The sequence below is a fragment of the Thermalbibacter longus genome (assembly GCF_023806485.1).
GTDB lineage: Bacteria > Chloroflexota > Chloroflexia > Thermomicrobiales > Thermomicrobiaceae > Thermalbibacter > Thermalbibacter longus.
This window is the reverse complement of sequence record NZ_JAMSLR010000002.1, coordinates 156,538-181,271: the sequence shown is the minus strand read 5'-3', so window position 1 is coordinate 181,271 and position 24,734 is coordinate 156,538. Positions and strand designations below refer to the sequence as shown.

Sequence of the window (24,734 nt, the reverse complement as noted above, 5' to 3'; positions counted from 1 at the left end):
CGGGTCGTCCCGAGGCCGGCGGCACGTTCCTCCGCCTCCCTCACCGGGCAACCACGGCCTGTACCTACCCAGGCGGGTAGGAGGCAATTACCCCTCCCGGGCAGTCGAGAACTATCCCTCCGCGCGTGGTAGCGGGCTGCTCAAAGGCCGATCCTAGTGACTGGAAAGAGAGAACCGGACGCAACGAGCGCGTCGGAACACAAACGAGAGGATTTCGAAGGTGGTGGAGACGATGGTTCGGACGATGGCAGGACTGCGAGAGGTCAACGGGCCGCTGACCCGCCGCCAGGCGTTGCAGCGGCTGGGTCTGGCCGGCGCCGCCGTGCCCCTAGCCGCCACTATCCTGGCCGCCTGCGGGGAGCAGGAAGCGCCGCCCGCATCGGCTGCCTCCACGCCGGCCGCACCGGCAACCTCCGAGAGCGTCGAGGGCCTGACCCGCCTGCCCCTGCCGGCAGTCGCGCCGCCGGTCGGGGGGCGCGAGCCGCAGCTCGTCAAGGTCGAGCTGGAGACGCTCGAGGTGGAAGCGCTGATCGACGACGGCGTGGCCTACACGTTCTGGACGTTCAACGGCACGGTGCCTGGCCCGATGATCCGTGTGCGGCAGGGCGATACCGTGGAGCTGACGCTTAAGAACAACCCGAACAACAAGACGCCGCACAACATCGACCTGCACGCGGTGACCGGCCCGGGCGGCGGCGCTAAGTACACCGTGGTCAACCCGGGTGGGTCGGCGACGATCCGGTTCAAGGCCCTCAACCCGGGCGTCTACGTCTATCACTGCGCCGTGCCGCCGATCCCGATGCACGTCTCCAGCGGCATGTACGGGCTGATCGTCGTGGAGCCGCCTGGGGGTCTACCACCGGTCGACCGCGAGTTCTACGTGATGCAGGGCGACTTCTACTTGAGCGGACAGCGGGGCCAGCCCGGCCGTCACGGATTCTCGCTGGAGAAGTGCCTGGCCGAGCAGCCCGACTACGTGGTCTTCAACGGCTCGGTGGGCGCGCTGGCCGGGGAGCGGGCACTCCAGGCTAAGGTCGGCGAGCGGGTGCGGATCTTCTTCGGCAACGGCGGCGTCAACCTGACCTCGAGCTTCCACGTGATCGGCGAGATCTTCGACCGGGTCGCGCTCGAGGCCGGCTCGGTCTGGGCCGAGAACGTGCAGACGACGAGCGTCCCGCCGGGCGGGGCGACCATCGTCGAGTTCACGCTCGAAGTGCCAGGCGATTACGTGATGGTCGACCACGCGCTGGGCCGGCTGATGAAGGGCGCCAGCGGAGTCATCCACGTCGAGGGCCCGGAGAACCCCGAGGTGTTCGAGGTCGTCGTGCCCGGCGTCGAGCTGCATGCTGGCCACTAGCCCGGTACCCGCGCAGCCTGGCGGCAGCACGCGCGTGCTCCTGCGCGAGCGCTACCGCTGCCACCGGCGGGGGCTGCCCTGCTGATCGAACCGGTCTCGATCATCTCCTTCATCATGACGCGGGCGATGCTGCGAGGTATCCGGCACCGGGTAGAGCAGGCGGCACCACCGGCGGCCGCTGCCTGAGCCGCCACCGGACGCGCAACGGTCGACAGCAAGCGATGAGCCCGGCGGGAACGCTCGCCGGGCTCACCTGCTCTCGTCTTTCCTGGATCACCCTGCGCTGAGCCGTGCGAGTGCCCGCTCGCGCACGAGCCGGCCGAACTCCGCCGTGCCGACCGGTTGCGTCCCTGAGCCAGCGAGATCCGCCGTGCGGATACCGGCATCGAGCACGTCGGCCACCGCGGCTTCGACTGCGGTCGCGGCGGCCTCCTGCCCCAGCGTCCAGCGCAGCAGCATGGCGGCGCTCAGGATCGCGCCGATCGGGTTAGCGATGCCGCGGCCGGCGATATCCGGCGCCGAGCCGTGTACCGGCTCGTAGAGGCCGAAGAGCCGTGCCGGCGAGCCGGGCCGGGAGGGCGGCGCGCCGTGCAAGCTTGCCGAGGGCAGCATGCCGAGCGAGCCGGCCAGCACTGCCGCCTCGTCGCTTAGGATATCGCCGAACAGGTTCTCCATCACCAGCACGTCGAAGTCGCGCGGCCGGCTCACCAGCCGCATGGCGCAGGAATCGACCAGCGCGTGCTCCAGCGTGACCTCCGGGTAGCGGGAGGCCACTTCGGTCGCCACCTCTCGCCAGAGCTGCGAGGTATTGAGCACGTTGGCCTTGTCGACGCTGGTCACCTTGCGCCGTCGCTCGCGGGCCAGGCGGAACGCCAGGTCGACGATGCGGGCGATCTCCGCCTCGGTGTACGGGAGCGTATCGACCGCGCGCCGCCCCTCCGGCCCGCGCACCAGCTCCGATGGCTGGCCGAAGTACAGCCCACCGGTCAGCTCGCGCACCACGAGCAGGTCGACCCCGCGCACGATCTCCGGCTTGAGCGGCGAGGCGTCGGCCAGGGCGTCGAAGACCTTGACCGGCCGTAGGTTGGCGAAGAGACCCAGTTCTTTGCGCAGCCCGAGCAGCCCAGCCTCCGGCCGGGTCGCCTTGGGCAGGTAATCCCATTTCGGCCCACCCACGGCGCCCAGCAACACCGCGTCGGACTGCCGCGCCGCCTCGATCGTCTCCTCGCGCAGCGGCGTGCCATAGGCATCGATCGCCGCGCCGCCGATCAGATCGTCGCTGAAGCTGAAGCGCAGGCCGGTCGCCGGGCCGAGCGCCTCCAGCAGCGCCCGTGCCTCGGCCAGCACCTCCGGGCCGATGCCGTCCCCCGGCAGCAGCAGGACACGCACCTCGCTCATCCGGCCTGCTGCCTCGCCTTCACGCGCTCGGCCACCGCCTGCATCAGCCCGCCCGCCCGGATGATCTGCTGGATGAACTCGTCGTACTGCGTCGACTGGTACGTCTTGCCGGTGCGGGTGTTGCGCACGGTGCCCGCCTCGGTGTCGATCTCGATGACGTCGCCCGTCTCGGTCTCGGCGATCGCCTCCGGAGCCTCCACGACCGGCAGGCCGATATTGATCGCGTTGCGGAAGAAGATGCGCGCGAACGACTCGGCCACCACCGCCTGGACCCCGGCCGCCTTGATGGCAATGGGCGCGTGCTCCCGCGAGGAGCCGCAGCCGAAGTTCCGGCCGGCGACGATGATATCGCCCGGCTGCACCTTGCCAGCGAATTCGGGGTCGATGTCCTCCATCACGTGCTTCGCCAGCTCCTCGGGGTCGATCGTGACGAGATAGCGGGCGGGGATGATGACGTCGGTATCGACGTTGTCGCCGAACTTCCAGACCCTGCCACGGATGATCATCGCACGCTCCTCTAGTTGAGCTGCGCCGGCGAGGCCACCCGGCCCAACACTGCGCTGGCCGCCGCCACCGCTGGCCCGGCCAGGATGACCTCCGACTCCCGGTGCCCCATCCGGCCGCGGAAGTTGCGGTTCGTCGTCGAGACGCACCGCTCACCCTTGGCCAGCACCCCCATGTAGCCACCCAGGCAGGGGCCACAGGTCGAGGTCGAGAAGACCGCGCCCGCTTCCAGGAAGATGTCAGCCAGCCCCTCGCGGGTCGCCTGCTTCGCCACCTCCTGGCTGCCCGGCACGATGATGCAGCGCACCCGTGGGTGCACCTGCCGGCCCTTGAGGATCTCGGCAGCGATCCGCAGGTCGCTCAGGCGGCCGTTGGTGCAGGAGCCGATGACCACCTGGTCAATCGGCATGTCCTCGATCTCGTCAGCCGGGTACACGTTGGAGGGCAGGTGCGGCAGCGCCACCAGCGGCCGCAGGTTCGAGACATCGAATTCGATGACCTGCTGGTAACGGGCATCGGGGTCGCTGTCGACCGGCTCGTAGGGCTTGTCGGTGACGCGGGCCAGCCACTCGCGCGTCTTCTCGTCGAAGCCGAAGATGCCAGTCTTGGCGCCGGCCTCGATGGCCATGTTGGCCATCGCGATGCGGTCGTCCATCGGCAGGTTGTCGATCACCTCGCCGGTGAACTCCATCACCGCGTACAGCGCGCCGTCTACCCCGATCTGGCCGATGGTGTAGAGAATCAAGTCCTTGCCGCCAACGTCCGGCGGCAACGTGCCCTTGTAGACGAACTTGATGGTCGGCGGCACCCGTACCCAGGTGGTGCCGAGCGCCATGGCCGCCGCGATGTCGGTCGAGCCCATGCCAGTGGCGAAGCAGTTGAAGGCGCCGTACGTGCAGGTGTGCGAGTCGGCGCCGATGATGACCTGCCCGGGCAGGGTCAGCCCGTTCTCCGGCAGCACCACATGCTCGATGCCAGCCCGGCCGATCTCGAAGTAGAGCGCCCCTTGAGCCAGCGCGAACTCCCGCATGATCTTCGACTGCTCGGCCGCCTTGATGTCCTTGGCCGGGACGAAGTGGTCGGGGACGAAGACCACCTTCTGCGGGTCGAAGACGCGCTCCAGGCCGAGCTTCTTGAACTCGGCGATCGAGAGGGGCGCGGTGATGTCATTGGTCATCACCAGATCGACCGCGACCTCGATGATCTCTCCTGGCTCGACCGAGCGCCGGCCGGCCGCGCGCGCCAGGATCTTCTCGCTCATGGTCATGCCCATAGCTAGCTCACCACCTCCGCTGATGACGTCAGGGCTGCACGGTTCAGGGCCATCAGATAGGCGCGAACGCTGGCCTCGATGACGTCCGTCGCCACTCCCCGGCCATTATAGACGTGATCGCCGCACCGCAGATGGACGCTCACCTCTCCCTGGGCATCCTCACCGGGCGTCACCGCGTCGACGTGGAACGACGCCAGCTCGCAGTGCCGGCCTACCAGCCGGTCGATGGCCTTGAAGAGCGCGTCGATCTGCCCGTTGCCCGACGCCGACGCCTCGCGCTCGACGCCGTTGACGAGCAGCTTCACCCAGGCCTCAGCTCGGCCATCAGAGCCGGAGTGCGCTCGCCAGCCCTTGAGCACGTACTGCTCCGGCACCTGCGCGAGCTGCTCCTCGACGATCGCGACGATGTCGGCGTCGGTCACCGTCTTCTTGCGGTCGCAGAGCGCGATGAATCGCTGGTACAGCTCCTCGATCCGCTCGCGGGAGAGATCGCCGTAGCCTAGCTCCTTCAGCCGGGCGCTGAAGCCGGCCCGGCCGGAATGCTTGCCCAGCACGAGGCGGCTGGCCTCCCAGCCTACCGACTGCGGCGTCATGATCTCATAGGTCGCGCGGTGCTTCAGCATGCCGTCCTGGTGGATGCCGGCCTCGTGGGCGAAGGCATTCGCCCCGACGATCGCCTTGTTCGGCTGGACGTGGATCCCGGTGATCCGCTGCACCAGCTTGCTGGTCGGCACGATCTGCTCGGTGACGACCCGGGGCAGGACGCCTCCATAGATGTCCTTGCGGGTGTGCAGGGCCATGACCACCTCTTCCAGCGCGGTGTTGCCGGCCCGCTCCCCCAGCCCGTTGATCGTCACTTCGGCCTGCCGTGCGCCCACCTGGATCGCAGCCAGCGTATTCGCCGTCGCCAGGCCCAGGTCGTTGTGGCAGTGGACACTGATGGTGACCTTCTCGATGCCCGGCGTGTGCTCCTGGATGTAGCGCACCAGCTCCGCGAACTCCTGCGGCGTCGCGTAGCCGACGGTGTCGGGAATATTGATGGTGGTGGCGCCCTCCTCGATGGCCGCGGCGAAGATGCGGCAGAGGAAGTCCCGGTCGCTGCGGGTCGCGTCCTCGGCCGAGAACTCGACGTCGCTCACGTAACTCCGAGCGTGGCGGACGGCGGCGCGGGCGGCCTCGACCACCTCGTCCGGCGTCTTGCGCAGCTTGTACTCCATATGGATGGGCGAGGTGGCGATAAAGGTATGGATGCGCGGCTGCTCGGCATCGCGCACGCCCTCCCAGGCGGCGTCGATGTCGGCGAAGTTGGCGCGCGCCAGGCCGCAGATGGTGACGCCCTTGATCTCCTGGCTGATCCGCTTCACCGCGGCCAAGTCGCCCGGCGAGGCAGCCGGGAAGCCCGCCTCGATGATGTCTACTCCCAGCCTGGCAAGCTGGCGAGCTACCTCTATCTTCTCGTCCTCGGTCATGGTCGCGCCCGGGGACTGCTCCCCATCACGCAGCGTCGTATCGAAGATGATCAGCCGATCGCTCATCCTGCTCCCTCCTGGCTCTCAACGATACCGGCCTCCCCGATGGGGAGGCCGGCGGGCGAACCTGCATGCCTGTCCACTACGACAAACACGACCTCCCAGCTCTCCGCGTGGCCCCTCCGCGGGGCCGACTAAGGGAGAGACGAAGCAACCCGGCCAGTCGCTCCATCGACGTCGATCGTCGTCGTGCCATCGTCCGGCTCACTCTTCCTCGCGATCGGGCTGGCCCGCGCTCGCGCCGAGCGCCAACCCCAGAAACTGAAGTGGCCCGTCCACGAAGGGACGGGCCATGCCGTGGTACCACCCTACTTGGCATCGAACCGTATCCGGTACGATGCCCACTCTCCGCGCGATAACGAGCGCGACCCGGCGCCGACTACTCGAACGGTTCGCCGGCACGGCTCCGGGGCGAGTTCACGCGCAGTGCTCGGGCCGGGCTCCCACCGCAACCCCGGCTCGCTGGCCGGCCAGGCGCGCTACTGCTCCCCATCTGCGCCTTCGCCGGCATGCTAGCAGATCACGCGGGTCGCTGTCAAGCCATGACGCGAGTGCTGCCCCTTGAGCCTCACCACGCCGCACGGTGTCCTCCCTATGGCCTGTTCTCTTCCCTCTCGTGCTCCGATCCATCACCGAACGTCGCGAGTAACCCATCGATCGAGCTTTGGCGCTCGGCCGCCTTGAGTCGAGCAGCAGGGTGTGTCAACAAGTAGAACCAGGGAGGCATCGAGCCTCCTGAAACTGTCTCCGCTCGCACTGGCGGGTTGTCATGGGCTCGACCGTACGGAACGAGTTGGCTCAGGGGAACGGTACGTGTCCGTCCTGCCACTAGAGTGAGGCCGGGCTTCTCCCGGTCAGCACGCAGGTACGAAACGCGCGGGCTCTCCTCGCCTCGTGGGCTCGCACGCTACACCGCCCCGAGGAGATGCGCGTCTGTTGCCCCCACATGCTCCACCCAGACCAGCGTCACAGCGCCGAGTGGACGAGTCGCTCCAGCTACGGCCGGGTTCGCCGGCCGGTAAGCCGGGTGAAGAGCTCGGCCAGCGCGACGCCATAGACCGCATGGGCGGCGATCATCACCGCTGTGCGCGATCCGGTGTCCTGCTGAGGGCGAGGGTAGAGTCGCATCTCCGGCATCAACCCGAGATAGCTGGCCGCCCACACCCCTTCTCCGAAGGTCAGGCCAGCAAGGACAGGGCGCCCTGGGAGCAGCCGCCGCACCAGGGAGTAGACGACTCCAGCTGCTGACCCGTAGCCGAAGTGCGCGGCCAGCCAGCTCGCCTGGAACGCCGGCCGGGGCATCCGCCCCCGGCCACGTATCCGCTGCAGCACTCGCCCGGTGATCTGCCGGGGAGGCGGATTCCACAGTAGCCCGGCCCGCCGACCAGCGTAGATCACCGCCGTCATCGGGGCCGTCGCCAGCAGTCCGGCCAGTGCCCCACCGATTACCCGTCGCATCGTCTCTTCCTCCCGGGCGATAGCGATCCACACACGCCGGAGCCTCTTTCGACTCCGGACTTGTACATTATGTCAAAATGAGCTAGACTCCGGGTACCCGCCGGGAGGCGGGTCGAGAGAGGGAGCCGCGGCGGGATCGCGGCCTATCACAGGAAATCGGAGGGACAGGCTATGATCGACCAGATGCGCCTGCGACCCGGGATGGAAGTCCTCGCCGCAGACGGGGATGAGCTCGGCTGGGTGAAGGACGTCCGCAGCACGGACTTCCTGCTGGAGCGCTCCATGCAGCGCGATGTCTACGTTCCGTTCGACGCGATCCGCGATATCAGCAGCGACCGCATCGTGCTGAACGTGGCGAGCGACCAGGTCGACAGCATGGGCTGGGAGAACCCGCCGATGAGCATGTAGCCCATCGGTTCGAGAGCAGCCCTGCTGGCGATCGCATCGGCGATCGGTCGAGTCGAGGCGCACGCATGTGCGCCTCGACGGCCATTTGGGGATCTCCTGTCCAGCGGACAGTGGCTCAGGGCGATCCCTTTCGGCCCCGGGCCCGTCCCGTTCACCCGCTCGGCTCCTTAGATCTGGGCCAGCATCCGGGAAAGCGGCTAGGCGCCCGCCGTGCTGTCGTCCGCCGCGCCACTCGTGGCCACCGCCGGGCCAGCGACGCCCGGCCGGACGAACGCCTCATCGAGGTGCTCGCTCGCCAGCAGCGGAGACTCCCGGTAGAGGTAGCAGGCAGTCACGCGATACCGCTCGGTCTGATATAGCGGCGGGTGCCGCTCCAGGCACATCTCCATCGCGTACGGGCACCGGTTCGCAAACGTGCAGCCGGTGCTCGCATCGGCCAGGCGACCGATCTCGGACGGCTCCTGCTCCTCGCTCCAGGCGCGATCGGGGTCGGGCAACGGGATCGAGCCGATCAGCAGGCGCGTATACGGGTGCTGTGGCTCCTGCACCACCGGCTCGGCGTGGCCGGCCTCTGCCACCGAGCCGCGGTACAGCACGATGATATTGTCGCTGATCTGGTAGGCGGTGATCAGGTCGTGCGTGATGTAGATCAGCGAGACGCCGAAGTCTCGCGTCAACGCGCGCAGGCTGTCGAGGATCGTCGCCCGCAACGAGGCGTCCACCATCGAGACCGGCTCGTCGGCGATGATCAGCCGGGGCCGCACCAGGAGTGCCCGCGCCACCATGACGCGCTGGCGCTGGCCGCCGCTGAGCTGGTGCGGGTAGCGGCCTAGCGTCTCCTCGGGGCGCAGGCCGACTGCCTGCAGCGCCTCCACGATGCGCTGCTGGGCCTCCCGCTCCGACTTCACCAGGCCGAACTTCTTCAGCGGCGTGTGCAGCACGTGGTCGATCCGGTAGAAGGGGTTGTAGACCTCGTACGGGTCCTGGAAGATGGCCTGCACATCTCGCCGGAACGCGCGCCACTCGCGGCGCGAGAGCGTGCGGAGGTCTTTGCCCTGATAGAGGATGGCCCCAGCGGTCGGCATCGTCATGCCCAGCAGCAGCCGGGCCAGCGTCGTCTTGCCACTGCCGCTCTCACCGACGATAGCAGTGATCGAGGGCGGCTCGGGCTCGATCCTGAGCGAGAAGTCTTCGAGCGCCACCGTGCGATCGCGCCGGAACAGTCCCCCGCCGTAGACCTTGGTCACTTTGCGGGCTTCGAGCAGCGTGGTCATGCCTGCTCCTCGTCCCTCTCGTAGAGATGGCATGCGACCAGCCGGTTCGGGCGCTTCAGCTCCAGCAGCGGCACCGCGACCCGGCAGCGGTCCATCACGAACGGGCAGCGGGGGTGGAACGGGCAGCCCGGTGGCGGGCTCAGGAGCGACGGCGGCAGCCCGGGGATACCCTGGAGCTGGCCCTTCCTGGCCAGCGACGGCAGGCTAGCGATCAGGAGCTGGGTGTACGGGTGCAGCGGGTCCTTGAAGATGTCGCGAACCGGCGACACCTCGACCACCTTGCCGGCGTACATCACGCCCAGCCGGTCGACGAACTGGGCCATCAGGCCCATGTCGTGGCCGATCAGGATGACCGCGGCGCCGAGCTCGCGCTGGATGCGCCGCAGGGTCTGCATGATCTGGCGCTGCACGACGACGTCGAGCGCGCTGGTCGGCTCGTCGGCGATGATCACCTTCGGTCGCATGCTGATAGCGATCGCGATCACCGCGCGCTGCTTCATCCCCCCGCTGAGCTCGTGGGGATACATCCGGGCGACCTCCGGACGGAGCCCCACCCAGCGCAGCAGATCGCGGATCCGGTCCTCTGCCTCCCGGCAGTTGACGGGCTCGCCATGGTCTCTCCAGGCATCGATGATCTGGTCACGGATGCGCATCACCGGGTTCAGCGAGTTCATCGCTCCCTGGGTGATCAGCGCGATCTCGGCCAGCCGCAACCGCCGCATCTCTTCCTCGGACAGCGACAGGATGTCTTTGCCGTCGAGCAGTGCCTGCCCGCCCTCGATCCGCCCGGGCGGCTTGATGAGCTGCAGCAGTGAGAGGGCGATGGTCGACTTGCCCGAGCCGGACTCGCCGACCAGGCCGAACGCCTCACCCCGTCTCAGCGTGAAGGAGACCCCGTTCACCGCGCGGACCGGTCCTCGCGGCGTGTAGTACGAGACACGGAGGTCACGGACACCGAGGACGATCTCGGCACCCTCCCACGGCCGCGCAGCGGGTTCCGGGCGCGTCTGGCCCATGCGAAGGCTCGTATCGCTCACGCTGCTCTCCTCAAGCGCGGGTTCGCGACCTGATCGAGCCCGGCCGAGATCAGGAACAGGCCGACGAAGATGATCACGATCATGACGATCGGTGGCGCCCACCACCACCATAGGTTCCGCAACACCGAGGTGTAGTACAGGCTCCAGTAGATCGTCATCCCGAGCGTCGGCTCGTTCTGTGGCCCCAGTCCCAGCGCCTCCAGTCCGATCGAGGCCAGGATAGCCGCCGAGACGGCGCTGACGAAGCTCGCCGCCAGATACGGCAGCAGGTTGGGCATGAGTTCCCGCACGATGATCTCCGGGCCACTCATGCCCGACAGCTTGGCGAGCTGGACATACCCCCGCTCGCGCATGCTGAGCACCTGCGAGCGGATGGTCCGCGTCGGGTACATCCAGGCCAGCGCCGAGACGACCAGTGCCTGGGTCATGACGCTGACGGCTCCCTTGAAGGTAGTCGCGATCACGACCAGGATCAGCAGCCCTGGGACGGTGAGAAAGACGTCGGCCGCACCGCGGAAGAGATGATCCAGCGCTCCACCATAGTAGCCAGCCACGAAGCCGAAGACCATGCCCACCCCGAGCCCGATCGCACCGGCGATCAGGCCGATCTGGAGCGTGAGCGGCGTGCCGTAGATGATGATGGCCAGGATCTGCCGGCCGACCGTGTCGGTACCGAGGAGGTATTCGCGCGACGGCCGCTGATCGGGCGGCGCCGACCCGACCTGAACCCCTTCCCGGGGCACGAAGAGCGGCCCGATCAGGCTGATCAAGAGCACGAGCAGGAGCAGGAGCAGGCCTGCGGTAAGCATCGGATACGTCCGCAGCCCTCTCAGCACCTGTCCCATCCGGTCCTGCGTTCGCTCCAGGCGAGCAGGCATCGCGATCACTGCAGCCCCCTAGCTTCGCTGGTAGGTGATACGCGGATCGAGCACCGGCAAGAGCAGGTCGAGGATCAAGGTCGCCAGGCCGATCGCGACGATCACCATGAACGTGACGCCGTAGATGATCGGGTAGTCGAAGGTGCGGATGGCCTGGTAGAGGAGGTTGCCGACGCCCGGGTACCCGAACACGATCTCGACCAGCACAGCGCCCGATACCACGTGGCCGAGCGCCAGCGCCAGGGCCGTGGTCTGGGGCAGGATCGCGTTCCGCAGCGCGTAGCGCAGGAAGATGCGCCGGGGTCGCAGCCCTTTCGCCTCGGCAAAGGTCACGTAGTCTTCGCCCTGCGTCGTGATCATCATGCCACGCATGCTGAGCGCCCAGAACCCGATGCCGGACAGGATGATCGAGAGCGCAGGCAAGATCGAATGGTAGGCTGCGTCCTGGATGAAGGACCAGCTCCAGGAGGGCTCGCTCCCCACCTTGTAGCCACCGCCGAGCGGGAAGAGGCGCCAGGTAAAGGCCAGAAAGTATACGAGGATCAGCCCGAGCAGGTAGTACGGGATGGCCGAGAGCGTCAAGAGCGGAGGCGCGAGGGCATGAATGAACCGGGGAGCCCGTGGCCAGGCGACCAGCGCCCCGAACAGGCTACCGATAGCGAAGGCCATCAGCGTGGCAATGGTGACCAGCACCAGCGTCCAGGGAAGGGCATCGAGAATCATGCCAGAGACGCTGTTCGGGAAGCGTGTGATCGAGACGCCGAAGTCGAAGCGAGCCATGTCCCAGAGATAGAAGAGGTATTGCTGCCAGAGCGGCTTATCCAGGCCGAACTTCGCCTGGTAGCTCTTGATTACCTCCTCGACCGTGCCAGTGCCGGTCCCGCCGACAGCGGCCATCTGGAGCAACCGCTCTCGCACCGGATCGGCACCGGAGAGCCGGGGAATGAAGAAGTTGACTGTCGCCGCCACCCAGACGATGAGCAGGAAGACGGCGAGCCGCCGCAGCAGATACCCTAGCGGCATCGAGCGCTCAACCCCTCTCGCGTCTCATTTCCTAGCGAGGGGGATCCACATGGTTCCCCCTCGCTCATCTCTCGCTCTCCTCAGCCGCCCCCTACTTGGCGGGCTTGAGCCGGAGGATCGTCTTGAGGAACTCCTGCTGCCACGAGTGCGGGAACCCGTAGGGGTCCTCCTGCGTGGGCCAGCCGGTCCAGTACTCCGTGCTCATCGGGTAGCGGATGATGAGCTGCGCCACGAACACGTCCGGCATCTCGCGGAACCAGATATCCATGGCCTGCACGAACAGCTCGAGCGTCTTCGGGTCCTCCGGCTGGAGCGTGTCCATCTGGGCCACGATCTGATCGTACTCCTCGTTGCGCCAGCGGGACGTGGCCCACCAGATGGGGGCAGGTTGACCGGTTGGCCGGTAGTACTGCGAGGTATAGATCGAGAGCATAAAGTACGGGTCCATGCCCTTCACACCTGCCGGGCCCTTGCAACCGAAGCCGAGCGCTTGCTCGCCGGTCTGCACCTGGGTACCGAGACCGGGCGAGGGGTCGAACTGCGCCTTGAAGCCGGCGTCGTTGAGCTGCTGGGTCAGCGGCGGGCCATAGGCCTTGAGCCAGTCCGGGACGTAGATCGTCATGTCCAGCACTTGGCCGTCCTTGGCCCAGAACCCATCCGCGTTCTTCTGGTAGCCCAGTTCGGTCATAAGCTGCTCGACCTTGTCCGGGTGCGCCTTGGTATCGAGGCCGTACTTCTGATAAAGCGGCTGCAGCGCCTCCTCGAACGGCTTGAACCAGTCGTAGGGCGTGAACTGGTGCAGCGCGGTCACGCCGGCACCGGCCTCGGCCAGCGACACGAGCTTCTCGCGGTCGAGCGCGTAGTTGACCGCCCAGCGCAGCTTGGGATTGTTCCACGGTTCGACATCGCAGTTGAAGTTGAGGTCGATCGGGCACCAGTCGAGGTAGCCATAGGGTGGATTTTGCCCGCTGAAGGTGATGATCTTCGGGTTCTGCGCGATGGCACTCTGGATCGTGGGTACCGAGAGGATCTTCGACATGTCGATCTCGCCGGTGATGAGCATCTGGGCGGATTGCGACTCATCCCGGATCGGGATATAGATCACCCGCTCAACTTGAGGCAACTGCTTGAAGCCGGTCTTGGCCGCCCACCAGTCGTCCCGGCGGTCGAAGATCTTCTGCTCCGGCGAGGTGGAGACCAGCTTGAAGGGACCGGTCGCGATTGGCCAGCCCTTCTGGGGATCGTAGAAGCTGAAGGTGGTAATATCCTGGCCCTCCCAGATGTGCTTGGGCAGGATCTGCTCGGCCACGCCGTGGTTGCTGGTCAGTGTCGTCGCCCACCAGCGCGGGTTCGCCTTATTGAGCACGAACCGGACGGTCAGCTCGTCCTCAGCGATGGCCTCCTCGAGGAAGGAGATTTCGGCGGTGTTGATCAACTCGTCTTGGTGGTCGCGCAGCAGATTGAATGTAAAGGCGACGTCCTCGGCCGTGAACGGGGTGCCATCGCTCCACTCGATTCCCTGGCGGAGTTTGAGCAGGATCTCAGTGAAATCGTCGTTATACTCCCAGGATTCCGCCAGCCAGTTCTCGTACTCGCCGGTCAGCACGTTGAACATGATCAGCGGCTCGTTCATGGTCTGCAGTGGCCCGGCGTGCCAGCCGTTCTGCGAGCCGGTCACGTAGAGGTTGAAGTTGGCGTAGTCGGGGTTCTGACCAGCATCACCTCCCTGCATGACGATCAGCGTCCGCTCGCGTGGCACCTGCCGCACCTGCCCGGGAGCCGGCGTGACAGCCCCAGCGGGCGAAGGGGTCATTCCTGGCGCTGGGGTCTGAGCCGCCGGCGCGGTCGGTGCAGCTTCCTCGGCCCGGCGGCAGGCAGCGAGCAGGGTCGAGATGAAGGACGCGCTCAGCCCGAGGGCACTGGCCCGCTTGAGCACGTCACGACGTGACAGCCGCCCGCTCAGCGCATCCGCGAGCAACCGAGCCTCGAGACCCTGGTCTCGTCTCATGGCATCCCTCCTCCTCACGGAGCCCCACTACGCCTGGAGAGGGCGAGAGCTTACGCGCCACGCCGGAGGAAAGGCGAGCCTGAGCCCCGCGTGCTGGTTTTCACCAAGCCATTTGTGGGTTCATTGTAACAGGGCTGATGAAGGCCGGTCAAGCGCCCACTTGTACAAGCCACAAGCATATTTCACCAGATGCAATACAAAGGACGTCAAGGCAGGCACGGCCCCGTGCGGTCGCCTCGTCGATACCCACTCCCCGGCTGTTGACGGCGAAGCATGAGCTCGAGTATGATCTTGCTAGCTAATCCCCTACAGGCTTGCCGGTGAGGCGGTGGCTCGTGAGGTGAGCCATGGCGGCCGAGCACGTCACCGCGATCTGGCGTGAGATCGCCGAGACTGTCCGCGACCCCGCAGTCAACCGGACAATCGGCGAGCTCGGTATCATCCGCACCGTCGAGCTTAACGACAGGCAGCTTCGGGTACGACTCCGCCCCTGCACGCCGGAGTGCTGGCCACTGGCCATGGCCGGGATCGTCCGCAGCATTCGCCGCTACGCCGAGGCGCGGGGCTGGGGTGCCGAGGTCCAGGTCGAGCCCGCTATGCTCATTTCCCCAGAGAGCATGGATGCCGTCATCCAGGAGGTAGAGCAGCACCCGGAGCGCCTGCGCGAGTTCTGGGAGCGCAGCTACACTGTCAGCTTGGTCCACCTGATCGCCGCGCTACAACTGGCCGGGGTCGACGAGTCCCGCCTGGTGAGCCTCACCGTTGCCGAGGTCGAGCAGCTCATCTCCGAGCCCGGCCGGGGAGCGCTGGAAGCCTGGCGAACCTGGCGGCGACACCTGGGGCTGCCCGACGATGGGCTGTTCCTGCTCACCGCCGATGGCCGCCCGATCACCGATCTGGCCGCCTGGGCCAGGCGGGCGCGGCTGGCCCAGGTGACCCAGCGTACGTATGCAGCGATCTGCCGTGACACCTCGGATGCCTTCCACGGATCGGAGCGAGATAGACCATCCGGTACCGAGCGGGCAACGGAAACCTGAGCAGAGAGGAGGGCAGCGATGCGGCGGGGCTATATCGTTATCGACAATCACATTCATTACTGGGATGCGAGCCCGGAGAACTGCAACGAGTACGGGCATCGCTGGATCAAGTGCTTCCATGCGTACCACAAGGCGATGACCCCATCAGACGAGTACCTCTGGGATCTCGACCTCTTCCGCAAGGCGCCGGAGGACTGGTGGATGCGGACGCTCTTCGACGAGAGCGGAGTCGACGTCGGCATTCTCCAGCCCACCCACCTGATGGACTTCTTCCACCGGGGCTTCAACACCGTCGAGCAGAACGCCGAGGTCTGGCGGAAGGCACCTGATCGGCTCATCCTCAACGGCCGGGTCGATCCGCATGACGGCGACGCGGCGATCGAGGAGTTGCACCGCCAGAAGGAGCAGTACGGCATCCAGGGGCTCAAGCTCTACACCGCCGAGTGGCACCAGGGCTCACCGCAGGGCTGGCGCGCCGATAGCCCCGAGGCGATGCGCCTCTACGAGGAGTGCGAGAAGCTCGGGATCAAGAACCTGCACTTCCACAAAGGGCCGGGGATCGATCCACTGACGCTCGACGGGTTCGACGTCGGGGACATCGACGGCGCGGCCGTCGCATTCCCGCGCCTCAACTTCATCGTCGACCACGTCGGGCTGCCCAATCTCGATAAGTTCTGCTGGATCGCGGTGAAGCAGCCGAACGTCTACGCCGGCCTCTCGGTGGCGGTCGCGTTCGGCGGCAAGCGCAAGCGCTACTTCGCTGAGACGCTGGCGAACCTGCTCTACTGGCTGGGCGAAGACCGGATCATGTTCGGCTCCGACTTCTACATCTGGCACCCGAAGTGGGAGATCGACGTGATCATCGACTTCCAGATGCCGGAGGACCTCGCCCAGGAATACGGTGTCACCGTGACCGAGACGACCAAGCGCAAGATCCTGGCCGAGAACTCGGCCCGGCTCTACGGCATCGACCTGGAGCCCATCCGCCAGCGGGCTGCCGAGACGCTCGCGGCTTGACCATCCGGCAACAGGGGCAAGCTCAGCGCCTGGGGCTAGCTGCTGCCTGGTCTCTCACGCCGCCACCCGATCGGGCGGCGGAACCAGCGTGCCTCTTCCTGCCAACCGGCCAGCACGCCCAGCGCCATCGCGGCCACGATGCCGCTCAGCAGGAGCGCCAGCGGCTCCGCGAGCGTGAGCTCACCGAGCAGTCGCGCGCGCAGCGGGGGCAGCCACGACAGCCAGAGCACAGCCGGCTCAGTCGCGCGGCGAACCAGGGAAGCCCAGTCGAGCCGATCGCCGGCCGGAACCAGAAGCAAGACCCCGCGCGCAAGCAGCACGGTCCAGTACAGGGCGATCGCGTTGATGACCAGCATCGTGAGGAACGGGCTGAGCGGCCGGCGTCTAGCTCGCCGGCGGCGTGGCCGTGGCGGCTCCATCGGATACCTCCGACGTCGCCCGGCGCGCGCGGACGAGCCTCGCCACCCGGTCGACGATGATCTCCGCCAGCACCGTCTTGGGTAACCGCGGCAACGCTTCCGGCTCGCGCTCAGCGGTCAGGAGATACGCTTGCGATTCCTCGCGCCCCATCGTCTCGCGCGCGTCGTTCGCGACCAGGAGGTCGAGACGCTTGGCTTCCAGCTTGGCCCGCCCATGCTCGAGCAACCGCTCGGTCTCGGCCGCGAAGCCGACTTTGACCAGCCCGGGGCGCTGCACGCTAGCCAGGATATCGATCGTTCGCTCCAGGGGCAGGCTGAGCTGCTCCTCCGTCTTCTTGATCTTCTCGGGCGCTACCCGGCTAGGGCGGTAGTCGGCCACCGCGGCACACATGATCAGCGCATCGGCAGTCTCAACGGCTGCCTGGACAGCCTCCGCCATCTCGGCGGCCGTCTGCACATGGACCACCTCGACCTCGAAGGGCAGCTGCCGCTCGGTCGGGCCGGTGATGAGCGTGACCTGGGCCCCGGCATCGCGAGCGGCCTCGGCCAGCGCGTAGCCCATGCGGCCACTCGAGTGATTGCTGATGAAGCGGATCGGGTCGATCGGCTCGCGGGTGGGGCCCGCAGTGACCACGACGCGGGCACCAGCCAGCGGGCCGTGTCGCCCCAGCATGGCCCGGATGACCGCCAGCAGGCGCTCCGGCTCCACCAGCCGCCCCTCGCCGACCATCCCCGAGGCCAGCGGGCCGGACTCAGGGCCTACGATTACTGCGCCGCGCTCGCGCAGCGTGCGCAGGTTCGCCTGGGTCGCCGGGTGGTGATACATGTGGTGATCCATCGCCGGGGCGACGATCAGCGGCGCCGGGCAGGCCAGCGCCGTCACCGTAAGGGCGTCATCGGCCAGCCCGTACGCCAGCTTGGCGATGACGTTGGCAGTTGCCGGCGCGACCACGATCAGGTCGGCCTCGGCCCCCAGCGTGACGTGCCCGGCCGAGCGGGCATCCCAGGCTTCGAAGACCGTCGTGTGCACCGGACGGCGGGTCAGGGCCTGGAAGGTGAGCGGCGTGACGAATTGTAGCGCCGCCTCGGTGAGAATGACGTCCACCAGCGCGCCGCCCTGGGTGAGCGCGCGCGCCAGCTCGATGCACTTATAGGCAGCGATGCCCCCGGAGACTCCCAGGACGATGCGGCGGTCGCGCAGCACTCTGATCATCGGCCTCACTGCTGGGAGACGAGCGGCCGGGCGCGGCCCTCGCGCGCGAGCCGGTCGAACCGCTCCTCGAGGACAGCTCGGATCTCGGCGAAGCCCTGCTCTAGCCGCGGGAAGACGACCCAGACCACCGCGAGGGCGAACAGAGAGCCGGTGACGACGCGCAGCTCCCAGGTGCTCTCGCGCAGGCCGAAGAGCTGGGTGAAGCCATCGATCGCCATCGGCAGGGCGAGGAGCGCCGCCCAACGCAGGCGCAGCGGGCTGACACACCGGCGGACGAGGCCATAGAGCAGCCCGAGGGCGAGCACCCCGCCGTAGATCGCCAGGTCGCGCTGGCAGTAGGCCATCTGGTAGCCGAAGAGGAAGAAGCTGCGCTCCGGCATCTGGTGGCACACGAGGCTGAAGACGCGGTAGATCACGCCAGCCAGCGCCTGGTGGCCGGTCGCCATCAGGAGCGGGGCGAGGAGCGGCAGGATCACCATGGCTGCCCCGGCAGCGTTGGCGATCCAGAGCCAGCGCCGGGCGACCCGGTAGATGAAGCGGTCGACCGCCAGGATCAGGCGTGCCTCGCGGGTGAGCGGGGCCGGGGCAGCGCCGGAACGGAGCTCAGGCGCCGCAGGCACATCGAAGGCTGGCGTCACCGGTCGATCCACGGGTGTACTCTCCTGGAGTCGCGCGGCATGATTCCCGTCGTGCTCAATAGTACCGTACCTGTGCATGCTGCACGAGGTCAGGCAAGAGACAAGGGAACTGGTGTCGGCAGCATTTGACGGCGAGGGCCCGGAACGCGTAGACTTGGAGGGATTTCGCGCGCACCGCGCGGTGCGCGCGCTTGCCCCCATCGTCTAGAGGCCTAGGACACCACCCTTTCAAGGTGGAGATCGCGGGTTCGAATCCCGCTGGGGGCACTTCCTCCTCTCTACCCTCGAGCTGATCGACGAGTAACCGATGGCTGTCACCGATCTCCGTGGTCACTGCCGAGGAGCGGTCGATGGTTCACGCGCTTGCCGCGGGGAAGAGCCTCTCGCCAGAGCAGCCTTCGCGGCTGTCTCCAGCGAGAGGCCACGCTATGCCCCGAATCGGCAGGCGACGCAACTCGCCCGCGCGGGCTCGACCTCGCCTGCCCTATGCGAGATCTTCCCGGCTGCGCCTCACTGCCCGTACCAGTCGGCGAGCCAGGCGCGCATCTGCTCGATCTCCCGTTGCTGGGTCGCGATGATGTCGTCGGCCAGCTCCCGCAGCTCGGGGCGCTTGGTGCTCGAGCGGATCTGCTCGGCCATGCGGACGGCGCCCTCGTGGTGCCGGATCATCGCCTCCAGGAAGGCCCGGTCGAACGGCTCGGCGCGACGCAGCTCTTCCAAGTCCACATCCATCCCCATCTCCTCATCGGACATGCCGTGGCCCGCATGCCCGCCGGGAGTCGCCTCCGCGCCGAACCACTCGCGCTGCCAGGCGCGCATCTGCTCGATCTCAGCCTGCTGGGCCGCGATGATCTCCTCGGAGAGCTGGCGTACCTCGGGATGCTCAGCCCGGTCGAGGGCGATCTCCGCCATATCGATCGCTCCCTGATGGTGCTCGATCATCGCGGCCAGGAACTGCTCGTCGCTCAGCGCCGCGCTGGCCGGCGTCGGCTCGCCGGGCGAGGGAGCACCCGCCGGCGTCGGACTCGTGCCTGCTTCGCCGCAGGCGACCAGGAGAACGGCCAGCGCGCCAAGCGCCGGCATCAACCAGGCTCGCTTCATCGCTCGTTACCTCCTTCGAGCTGCCATCTCGGCGACGTCGTCAGTCAGGCTCGGAGGAGGCTCATAGCAGAAAGCGCTGGAGCACGACTCGCGGCGGTCGCTCGGGGAGAGCCCTCCAGGGCGAGCACCGGATCGCCGGCTCGGCAGCGAGGGCTGCATCGGCAAGGGCGACCGGGCCCGCGAGACCGAGGGGAATTACCGGCGACATGATGAGATCCGGCGCCGGGCAACGTTCGGATTTCTCAGCCAACGAGGCCACATGGTACGTCGCTGGCGTGCGGTGGTGGTGAAGCGCCGCCGGGCCAGATTCCATGCTGGCTGGCACCGCGGCCGCTACCATCGTCTCCGCCCCAGGATGACCGGTGTGGTACAGGGCGGCGTGCAGGAGAATCGAGACGACGAGAGTGGCCAGGAGTGACCCGGCGATACTGGAGACTCGAGCCAGGGCGCTTCTCCTTGTCATGGTCTGAAGTGTACTCGCCTGGGCAACGTGGTGCCGCCTGACGACACCGGAGCTCGGCGTGCATACTGTTGACCGGACTGCTCTTCGCTCTCGCTCGGGGGCCGCCTCCTCGCTCGCTGGGAGGTGCCCGCGGGAGTAGGCAGGAACCAGGCCAGAGCCTGAGAACGAGAGACTGAAGGAGGACACATGCACGTCATCATTCCGGTCGCCGGGCTCGGCACCCGGCTGCGTCCTCACACCTGGAGCAAGCCCAAGCCGCTGGTCACCGTCGCCGGTAAACCCATTCTCGGCCATGTGCTCGACCGGCTGATCCGGCTGCCTCTCGAGACCGTCGTCTTCGTCACCGGCTATCTCGGCGAGCAGATCGAAGAGTATGTCCGCTCGCACTACCGCTTCGACGCGCGCTTCGTCGAGCAGCCGGAGCCGCTCGGCCAGTCCCACGCGGTGATCCAGGCGAAGGGGTTGATGACCGGCCCGGCACTGATCGTGTTCCCCGACCTGATCTTCGAAGCCGATCTCGATGCGGTGGTCTCCCTCGACGCCGACGGCGCGATCTTCGTCAAGGAGGTCGAAGATCCACGTCGCTTCGGCGTCGTCGTCACTCGTGACGGCCAGATCACGCAGCTCGTCGAGAAGCCAGCGACTCCGGTCTCGAACCTGGCCGTCGTCGGGCTGTACTATTTCCGCGAGATCACCGATCTCTTCGAGGCCATCGAGTACCAGATGGAGCACGACCTGCGCAAGGGCGGCGAGTTCTACCTGGCTGACGCGATCCAGCACATGATCGATACCGGCAGTCGGCTCGTCTCGCTGCCCGTCTCCGTCTGGGAAGACTGCGGCACGGTCGAGGCACTGCTTCAGACGAACCGCTACCTGCTCGAGCGCCAGCCAGAGGCTCCGCCCTCGTGCTCCACCGCCGTCATCGTGCCGCCAGTGGTCATCGACCCGAGCGCGCGCGTCGAGCACGCGGTCATCGGCCCTTACGTCAGCATCGGGAGCGGCGCCTGCGTCTCCCACTCGATCGTCGCCGACTCGATCATCGACGAGGGCGCGACGATCGCCAGCGCGATCCTGACGCGCTCGATCGTCGGGCGGCGTGCCCGGGTGCAGGGCGATCCCCTGCGCGTGAACGTAGGGGACTCCTCGGAAATCGTCTTCTCGCGGGCCGATGGAGCGTGAGCTAGCCATGAACCGGCGTGACCCTCCCGCAGCGGCGCGAGGCGGCCACTGGCTCGAGGTGAGCGTGGAGGCCGACGCCGAGTCGGTCGACGCGGTGGCGGAGCTGTTGAGCCGCTACGGCTACGGCCAGGGCGTGGCGATCGAGTACCCGGTACGACAGGGGCTGGACGGTGAGGACGCTGAGATCGACCTTACTGGGCCGCTCCTGGTCAGCACCTACCTGCCGGCCGACGAGGCGGGCCAGGCCATCCTGTCCCGTCTTCGCGAGGGGCTGTGGCACCTCGGCCAGCTCGGCGCGGTCGGAGAGCTGAGGGTGCGCGAGCTGGCGGAGCAGGATTGGGCTGAGGCCTGGAAGCAGCACTTCCCGGTGACTCGGATCGGCCGGCGGCTCGTGATCCGCCCGAGCTGGCTCGAGTACCAGGCAGCGCACGACGACATCGTGATCCACCTCGACCCCGGCATGGCCTTCGGCACCGGGCTGCACCCGACCACCCGCCACTGCCTGGAGTGGCTGGAGGAGCTGCCGGTCGCTGGCGCCCGCGTCCTCGACGCCGGAGCCGGCTCGGGCATCCTCTCCATCGCCGCCGTCCACCTGGGAGCGGCGATCGTCGACGCCGTCGAGCTCGACCCGGTCGCGGTCGAGGTGCTACGGCAGAACGTGGCGCATAACCAGGTCGCTGATCGTGTCCGTGTCATCCCCGGAGACGTGCAGGCGGCGATCCCCCTCGGAGTGGAATATGACCTGGTGCTCGCCAACATCATCTCCCGGGTGCTGATCGAGGCGGGCGAGCGGCTGGTCGAAGCCGCCCGGCCAGGCGGTCTGCTCGTCCTCAGCGGGATCATCGAGCCGTACGAGGCGGCAGTGCGTGAGCGCTACGAGGAGCTCGGGGCCAGGCTGGCCGGCCGCCGCGTCGACGGTGATTGGGTGACCCTACTCTACGAGAAGCTGGAACGCCGATGAGCCGGCATGGACACCGCTTCTATGTCGCGGAGCTACCACCGCCCGGAGCCGCGCTGGCACTGCCGCGGGAGACGGCGCGCCAGGTCGCCCGGGTGCTCCGGCTGCGCCCCGGCGACGCCGTCACGCTGTTCACGGGAGATGGCTTCGACGTCCCCGCGACGATCGAGAGCATGCAGGGCGAATCGATCACCGTCAGGCTCGGGCAACCGGTGCCGGGCCGGCCGCTGCCCTGCCCGCCGATCGCGCTCGCGCAGTCGCTCCTCAAGCACGACCACTTCGAGCTGGTGATACAGAAGGCGACCGAACTCGGCGTGCAGTGGATCGTGCCGCTGCTTGCCCAGCGCTGCGTGGTGGCCGTGAAGCCCGAGGCGGTGAGCGGGCGCCTCGACCGCTGGCGGCGGATCGCGATCGAGGCTGCCGAGCAGTGCGGGCGAGCGAGCCTCCCGGCGATCGAGCCGCCGCGGAGGTTGGACGAGATCGAGGCGACGATCGGCTCGTACCGGGCGATCCTGCTGTGGGAGGGGGCGGAAGCACAGCCGCTGGCCGCGCTGGAGCTAGAGCCGGAGACGCCGGTGCTGCTGCTCGTTGGGCCGGAGGGTGGCTGGACGCCGGGTGAGGTCGAGCGGCTCAGGGCCGCTGGCGCGGAGCTGGCCTCGCTGGGGCCGCTGGTCCTGCGCAGCGAGACGGCGGCACTGGCGGCGATCGCCCAGGCGCAGGCGCTGGCCACCCGGCACGGCCCTGTCGCCGTGCCGCCGGCGGAGGAACCGCGGCCAGCCAGACCAGTCAGTTCCGGCGAGCGCCGGTAGCGACCTGGCGCACTGAGAGCGTCCGCAGCCGGTTGAGCGCCGCCGCCAGCTCGTAGCGCCGCGGCCGGGCGTAGTCCCCCGGATGCCCCCGGTGCGGCGAGAGCACGTCCAGCCCGTGCTGGTCGAGCACCGCGTCGAGCGCGTCGAGCACCTCGCGCAGCGTCCGCCGGCCATCGATCAGCCCCTGCTCGAGCGCATAGACGAGCGCATCCCCGATCGCCCGCGTCTGGCTCGGGTCGACGATCTGCTCCACGTGGCGCAGGTCGATCGACTCGTAGCCGAAGCCGACCTCGTCCGTCCCCCGCGCCCGCACCCGCGTGCGGTCGCGCCGGCGGGGGTCGATGCTCTCCGGAATCGGAACGCGGGCCACTACCCCCGGCCAGGGATCCGGTGGCCCGAAGCCTCCCTCTCCGTAGCGCGCCGCGAGCTCGTGCGCGCGCCCCGTCACGTGCTCCGGCACGTAGGCGTGCATCCAGATCACGGTGTCGGCCACACTCAGGTAGTCGCCGGCCCCGCCCATCACCAGGATCGTCGAGACGCCGGCCTCGCGGTGCAACTGGCGTACCCGGTCGATCAAGGGGACGATCGGCTCGGCCTCTGCCGGCACTAACTCACGCATCAGGTGGTCGCGGATCATAAAGTTGGTGGCGCAGGTGTCCTCGTCCATCAGCAGCAGCCGGCAGCCGACCTCCAGCGCCTCGAGGATGTTGGCTGCCTGTGAGGTCGACCCGCTCGCGTTGTCGCTGGTGAAGTCGGCCGTCGACTGTCCCAGCGGCAGGTTACGGATGAAGGAGCGGAGATCGACGCCCACCACTCGCCGGCCGTCCTCGGCTCGGATCTTCACCGCGTCGGCGCGCGTGACCACCCGCTCGCGGCCGTCGCCCGGGATGTGGTTGTAGACACCGCGCGCGAGCGCCTCCAGCAGCGTCGACTTGCCGTGGAAGCCACCGCCGACGATCAGCGTGACGCCTTCGGGGATCCCCATCCCTCGCACCCGTCCGCTGTGGGGCGTCTCCAACTCGACCGTGAGATCAGGCGGCGGCTGGAAGCGGATCACGCGGCCGGTCAGCGGCTCCTGGCTGACGCCGCTACGGCGCGGCAGCACGCCCCCCTCGCCGACGAAGGCGACCAGCCCGTGCTCCGGCAGCGCGGCGCGCAGTGCCTCGGCATCCTCGACGGTGGCGATAAAACGCTCGGCCTGCTCCAGGTCGGGCGGCCGCAGCCAGAGGGTGGCCCGAGCCACGGCTGGCACGGTCTCCACCAGGAGCTCGATCGCCTCGTCGCCGAGGATCGTGCGCCCGGCAGCCGGCAGCCCGACGGAGAGGCGAAGCTCGACCCGGTCAGGGAACACTCGACAGGCGGTACGTTCCAGCACTTCCTGCCCGCCAGCGTCGATCAGGATGAGGCCAGACTTGCCCGTGCCCCGCCGTCGCTGCCCCAGCGACGCGATGGCCCGCCGGGCACGGCGCGCCAGGAAGTCCTCCAGAGCGACCCGGCGGATACGGCCGGCGCACTCCGGCAGGACCAGATGTCGCCGCTCGACGATCAGCCGGACGCGCGAGGGCGAGGCGAAGGGATCGCCCTGAACATGATCGATCGCGAGCGCCACCTCGCCGTCCTGGTAGACACCACGGATCTCTTCGTAGGCCTTGTAGCCACGGCGGTCGATCCGCTGGAGGATCGACCGCAACACGCGAATGTCCCGCATGCCTCCTCCGCCCCATGTCGCTCTCGCTCTGCCTAGTATAGGCGG

General features: G+C 67.8%; 23 protein-coding genes and 1 tRNA gene. 8 read left to right on the top strand and 16 right to left on the bottom strand.

The window, feature by feature from the left end:
* Window positions 1-220: 220 nt before the first annotated feature.
* Window positions 221-1,357, top strand: coding sequence for a copper-containing nitrite reductase (gene nirK, locus NET02_RS03925; RefSeq protein WP_284056068.1), 1,137 nt, complete (start codon window positions 221-223; stop codon window positions 1,355-1,357).
* 273 nt (window positions 1,358-1,630) lie between these two features.
* Here nirK and leuB read toward each other — a convergent pair whose 3' ends face one another.
* From leuB to NET02_RS03900, 5 genes are all read right to left on the bottom strand, one after another.
* Window positions 1,631-2,755: a 3-isopropylmalate dehydrogenase gene (gene leuB, locus NET02_RS03920; RefSeq protein WP_284056067.1), complete on the bottom strand. Its 1,125-nt coding sequence runs from the start codon at window positions 2,753-2,755 to the stop codon at window positions 1,631-1,633.
* A complete protein-coding gene (leuD, locus tag NET02_RS03915) occupies window positions 2,752-3,261 on the bottom strand; it encodes a 3-isopropylmalate dehydratase small subunit (RefSeq protein WP_284056066.1) in 510 nt (169 codons plus the stop codon). The genes leuB and leuD overlap by 4 nt, the downstream gene beginning before the upstream one ends.
* 11 nt (window positions 3,262-3,272) lie before the next feature.
* Window positions 3,273-4,532: a 3-isopropylmalate dehydratase large subunit gene (leuC, locus tag NET02_RS03910; protein ID WP_347710994.1), complete on the bottom strand. Its 1,260-nt coding sequence runs from the start codon at window positions 4,530-4,532 to the stop codon at window positions 3,273-3,275.
* A gap of 2 nt (window positions 4,533-4,534) precedes the next feature.
* Window positions 4,535-6,067, bottom strand: coding sequence for a 2-isopropylmalate synthase (locus NET02_RS03905; protein WP_284056064.1), 1,533 nt, complete (start codon window positions 6,065-6,067; stop codon window positions 4,535-4,537).
* A gap of 990 nt (window positions 6,068-7,057) precedes the next feature.
* Entirely contained in the window at window positions 7,058-7,552 is a 495-nt protein-coding gene (locus tag NET02_RS03900) for a DUF6789 family protein (protein WP_284056063.1), read from the bottom strand.
* A 138-nt stretch (window positions 7,553-7,690) separates the two neighbouring features.
* Here NET02_RS03900 and NET02_RS03895 point away from each other — a divergent pair, with 138 nt between their 5' ends.
* On the top strand, window positions 7,691-7,927 hold the full coding sequence (locus tag NET02_RS03895) for a DUF2171 domain-containing protein (RefSeq protein ID WP_284056062.1): 237 nt from the start codon (window positions 7,691-7,693) through the stop codon (window positions 7,925-7,927).
* Between the two features lie 197 nt (window positions 7,928-8,124).
* Here the strand turns inward: NET02_RS03895 and NET02_RS03890 are convergent, their stop codons facing one another.
* The 5 genes from NET02_RS03890 to NET02_RS03870 form a co-directional block, all read right to left on the bottom strand.
* On the bottom strand, window positions 8,125-9,201 hold the full coding sequence (locus tag NET02_RS03890; RefSeq protein ID WP_284056061.1) for an ABC transporter ATP-binding protein: 1,077 nt from the start codon (window positions 9,199-9,201) through the stop codon (window positions 8,125-8,127).
* The gene (locus NET02_RS03885; protein WP_284056060.1) at window positions 9,198-10,238 is read right to left on the bottom strand and encodes an ABC transporter ATP-binding protein; all 1,041 of its coding nucleotides are present in this window, start codon (window positions 10,236-10,238) and stop codon (window positions 9,198-9,200) included. The genes NET02_RS03890 and NET02_RS03885 overlap by 4 nt, the downstream gene beginning before the upstream one ends.
* A complete protein-coding gene (locus NET02_RS03880; RefSeq protein ID WP_284056263.1) occupies window positions 10,235-11,116 on the bottom strand; it encodes an ABC transporter permease in 882 nt (293 codons plus the stop codon). The genes NET02_RS03885 and NET02_RS03880 overlap by 4 nt, the downstream gene beginning before the upstream one ends.
* Before the next feature lie 18 nt (window positions 11,117-11,134).
* On the bottom strand, window positions 11,135-12,139 hold the full coding sequence (locus NET02_RS03875) for an ABC transporter permease (protein ID WP_284056059.1): 1,005 nt from the start codon (window positions 12,137-12,139) through the stop codon (window positions 11,135-11,137).
* A 91-nt stretch (window positions 12,140-12,230) separates the two neighbouring features.
* On the bottom strand, window positions 12,231-14,147 hold the full coding sequence (locus tag NET02_RS03870; protein WP_284056058.1) for an ABC transporter substrate-binding protein: 1,917 nt from the start codon (window positions 14,145-14,147) through the stop codon (window positions 12,231-12,233).
* A gap of 347 nt (window positions 14,148-14,494) precedes the next feature.
* Here NET02_RS03870 and NET02_RS03865 point away from each other — a divergent pair, with 347 nt between their 5' ends.
* A complete protein-coding gene (locus NET02_RS03865; protein ID WP_284056057.1) occupies window positions 14,495-15,184 on the top strand; it encodes an iron-sulfur cluster assembly protein in 690 nt (229 codons plus the stop codon).
* A gap of 18 nt (window positions 15,185-15,202) precedes the next feature.
* Window positions 15,203-16,201 carry an amidohydrolase family protein gene (locus NET02_RS03860; protein ID WP_284056056.1) on the top strand — a complete coding sequence of 333 codons (999 nt, stop codon included), beginning with the start codon at window positions 15,203-15,205 and terminating at the stop codon, window positions 16,199-16,201.
* Between the two features lie 35 nt (window positions 16,202-16,236).
* Here the strand turns inward: NET02_RS03860 and NET02_RS03855 are convergent, their stop codons facing one another.
* From NET02_RS03855 to NET02_RS03845, 3 genes are read right to left on the bottom strand one after another with little or no spacing between them, the layout of a single operon-like run.
* The gene (locus tag NET02_RS03855; protein ID WP_284056055.1) at window positions 16,237-16,620 is read right to left on the bottom strand and encodes a hypothetical protein; all 384 of its coding nucleotides are present in this window, start codon (window positions 16,618-16,620) and stop codon (window positions 16,237-16,239) included.
* Entirely contained in the window at window positions 16,586-17,833 is a 1,248-nt protein-coding gene (coaBC, locus tag NET02_RS03850; RefSeq protein ID WP_284056054.1) for a bifunctional phosphopantothenoylcysteine decarboxylase/phosphopantothenate--cysteine ligase CoaBC, read from the bottom strand. Before coaBC ends, NET02_RS03855 begins: the two co-directional genes overlap by 35 nt.
* A gap of 5 nt (window positions 17,834-17,838) precedes the next feature.
* Window positions 17,839-18,483 carry a DUF2085 domain-containing protein gene (locus tag NET02_RS03845; RefSeq protein WP_284056053.1) on the bottom strand — a complete coding sequence of 215 codons (645 nt, stop codon included), beginning with the start codon at window positions 18,481-18,483 and terminating at the stop codon, window positions 17,839-17,841.
* A 181-nt stretch (window positions 18,484-18,664) separates the two neighbouring features.
* Here NET02_RS03845 and NET02_RS03840 point away from each other — a divergent pair.
* Window positions 18,665-18,738: transfer RNA gene (locus NET02_RS03840), tRNA-Glu, on the top strand.
* A gap of 243 nt (window positions 18,739-18,981) precedes the next feature.
* Here the strand turns inward: NET02_RS03840 and NET02_RS03835 are convergent.
* Both NET02_RS03835 and NET02_RS03830 read right to left on the bottom strand, forming a co-directional pair.
* Window positions 18,982-19,572, bottom strand: coding sequence for a DUF305 domain-containing protein (locus tag NET02_RS03835; RefSeq protein WP_284056052.1), 591 nt, complete (start codon window positions 19,570-19,572; stop codon window positions 18,982-18,984).
* A gap of 61 nt (window positions 19,573-19,633) precedes the next feature.
* Window positions 19,634-20,035 (bottom strand): hypothetical protein, encoded by a 402-nt coding sequence (locus NET02_RS03830; RefSeq protein WP_284056051.1) that lies wholly within the window; start codon window positions 20,033-20,035, stop codon window positions 19,634-19,636.
* Between the two features lie 186 nt (window positions 20,036-20,221).
* Between NET02_RS03830 and NET02_RS03825 the strand changes: the two genes are divergently transcribed.
* The 3 genes from NET02_RS03825 to NET02_RS03815 are packed head-to-tail and all read left to right on the top strand — an operon-like array spanning window position 20,222 to window position 22,981.
* Complete coding sequence (locus NET02_RS03825; RefSeq protein WP_284056050.1) at window positions 20,222-21,214, top strand: sugar phosphate nucleotidyltransferase; 993 nt, start codon at window positions 20,222-20,224, stop codon at window positions 21,212-21,214.
* A 7-nt stretch (window positions 21,215-21,221) separates the two neighbouring features.
* Window positions 21,222-22,175, top strand: a complete 954-nt coding sequence (gene prmA / locus NET02_RS03820; protein ID WP_284056049.1) for a 50S ribosomal protein L11 methyltransferase — start codon at window positions 21,222-21,224, stop codon at window positions 22,173-22,175.
* Entirely contained in the window at window positions 22,172-22,981 is an 810-nt protein-coding gene (locus NET02_RS03815) for a 16S rRNA (uracil(1498)-N(3))-methyltransferase (RefSeq protein ID WP_284056048.1), read from the top strand. Before prmA ends, NET02_RS03815 begins: the two co-directional genes overlap by 4 nt.
* On the opposite strand, the gene NET02_RS03810 is transcribed toward NET02_RS03815, so the two are convergent.
* Entirely contained in the window at window positions 22,959-24,689 is a 1,731-nt protein-coding gene (locus NET02_RS03810; protein ID WP_284056047.1) for an ABC-ATPase domain-containing protein, read from the bottom strand. The two genes, NET02_RS03815 and NET02_RS03810, sit on opposite strands and share 23 nt — an antisense overlap.
* Between the last annotated feature and the right edge of the window lie 45 nt (window positions 24,690-24,734).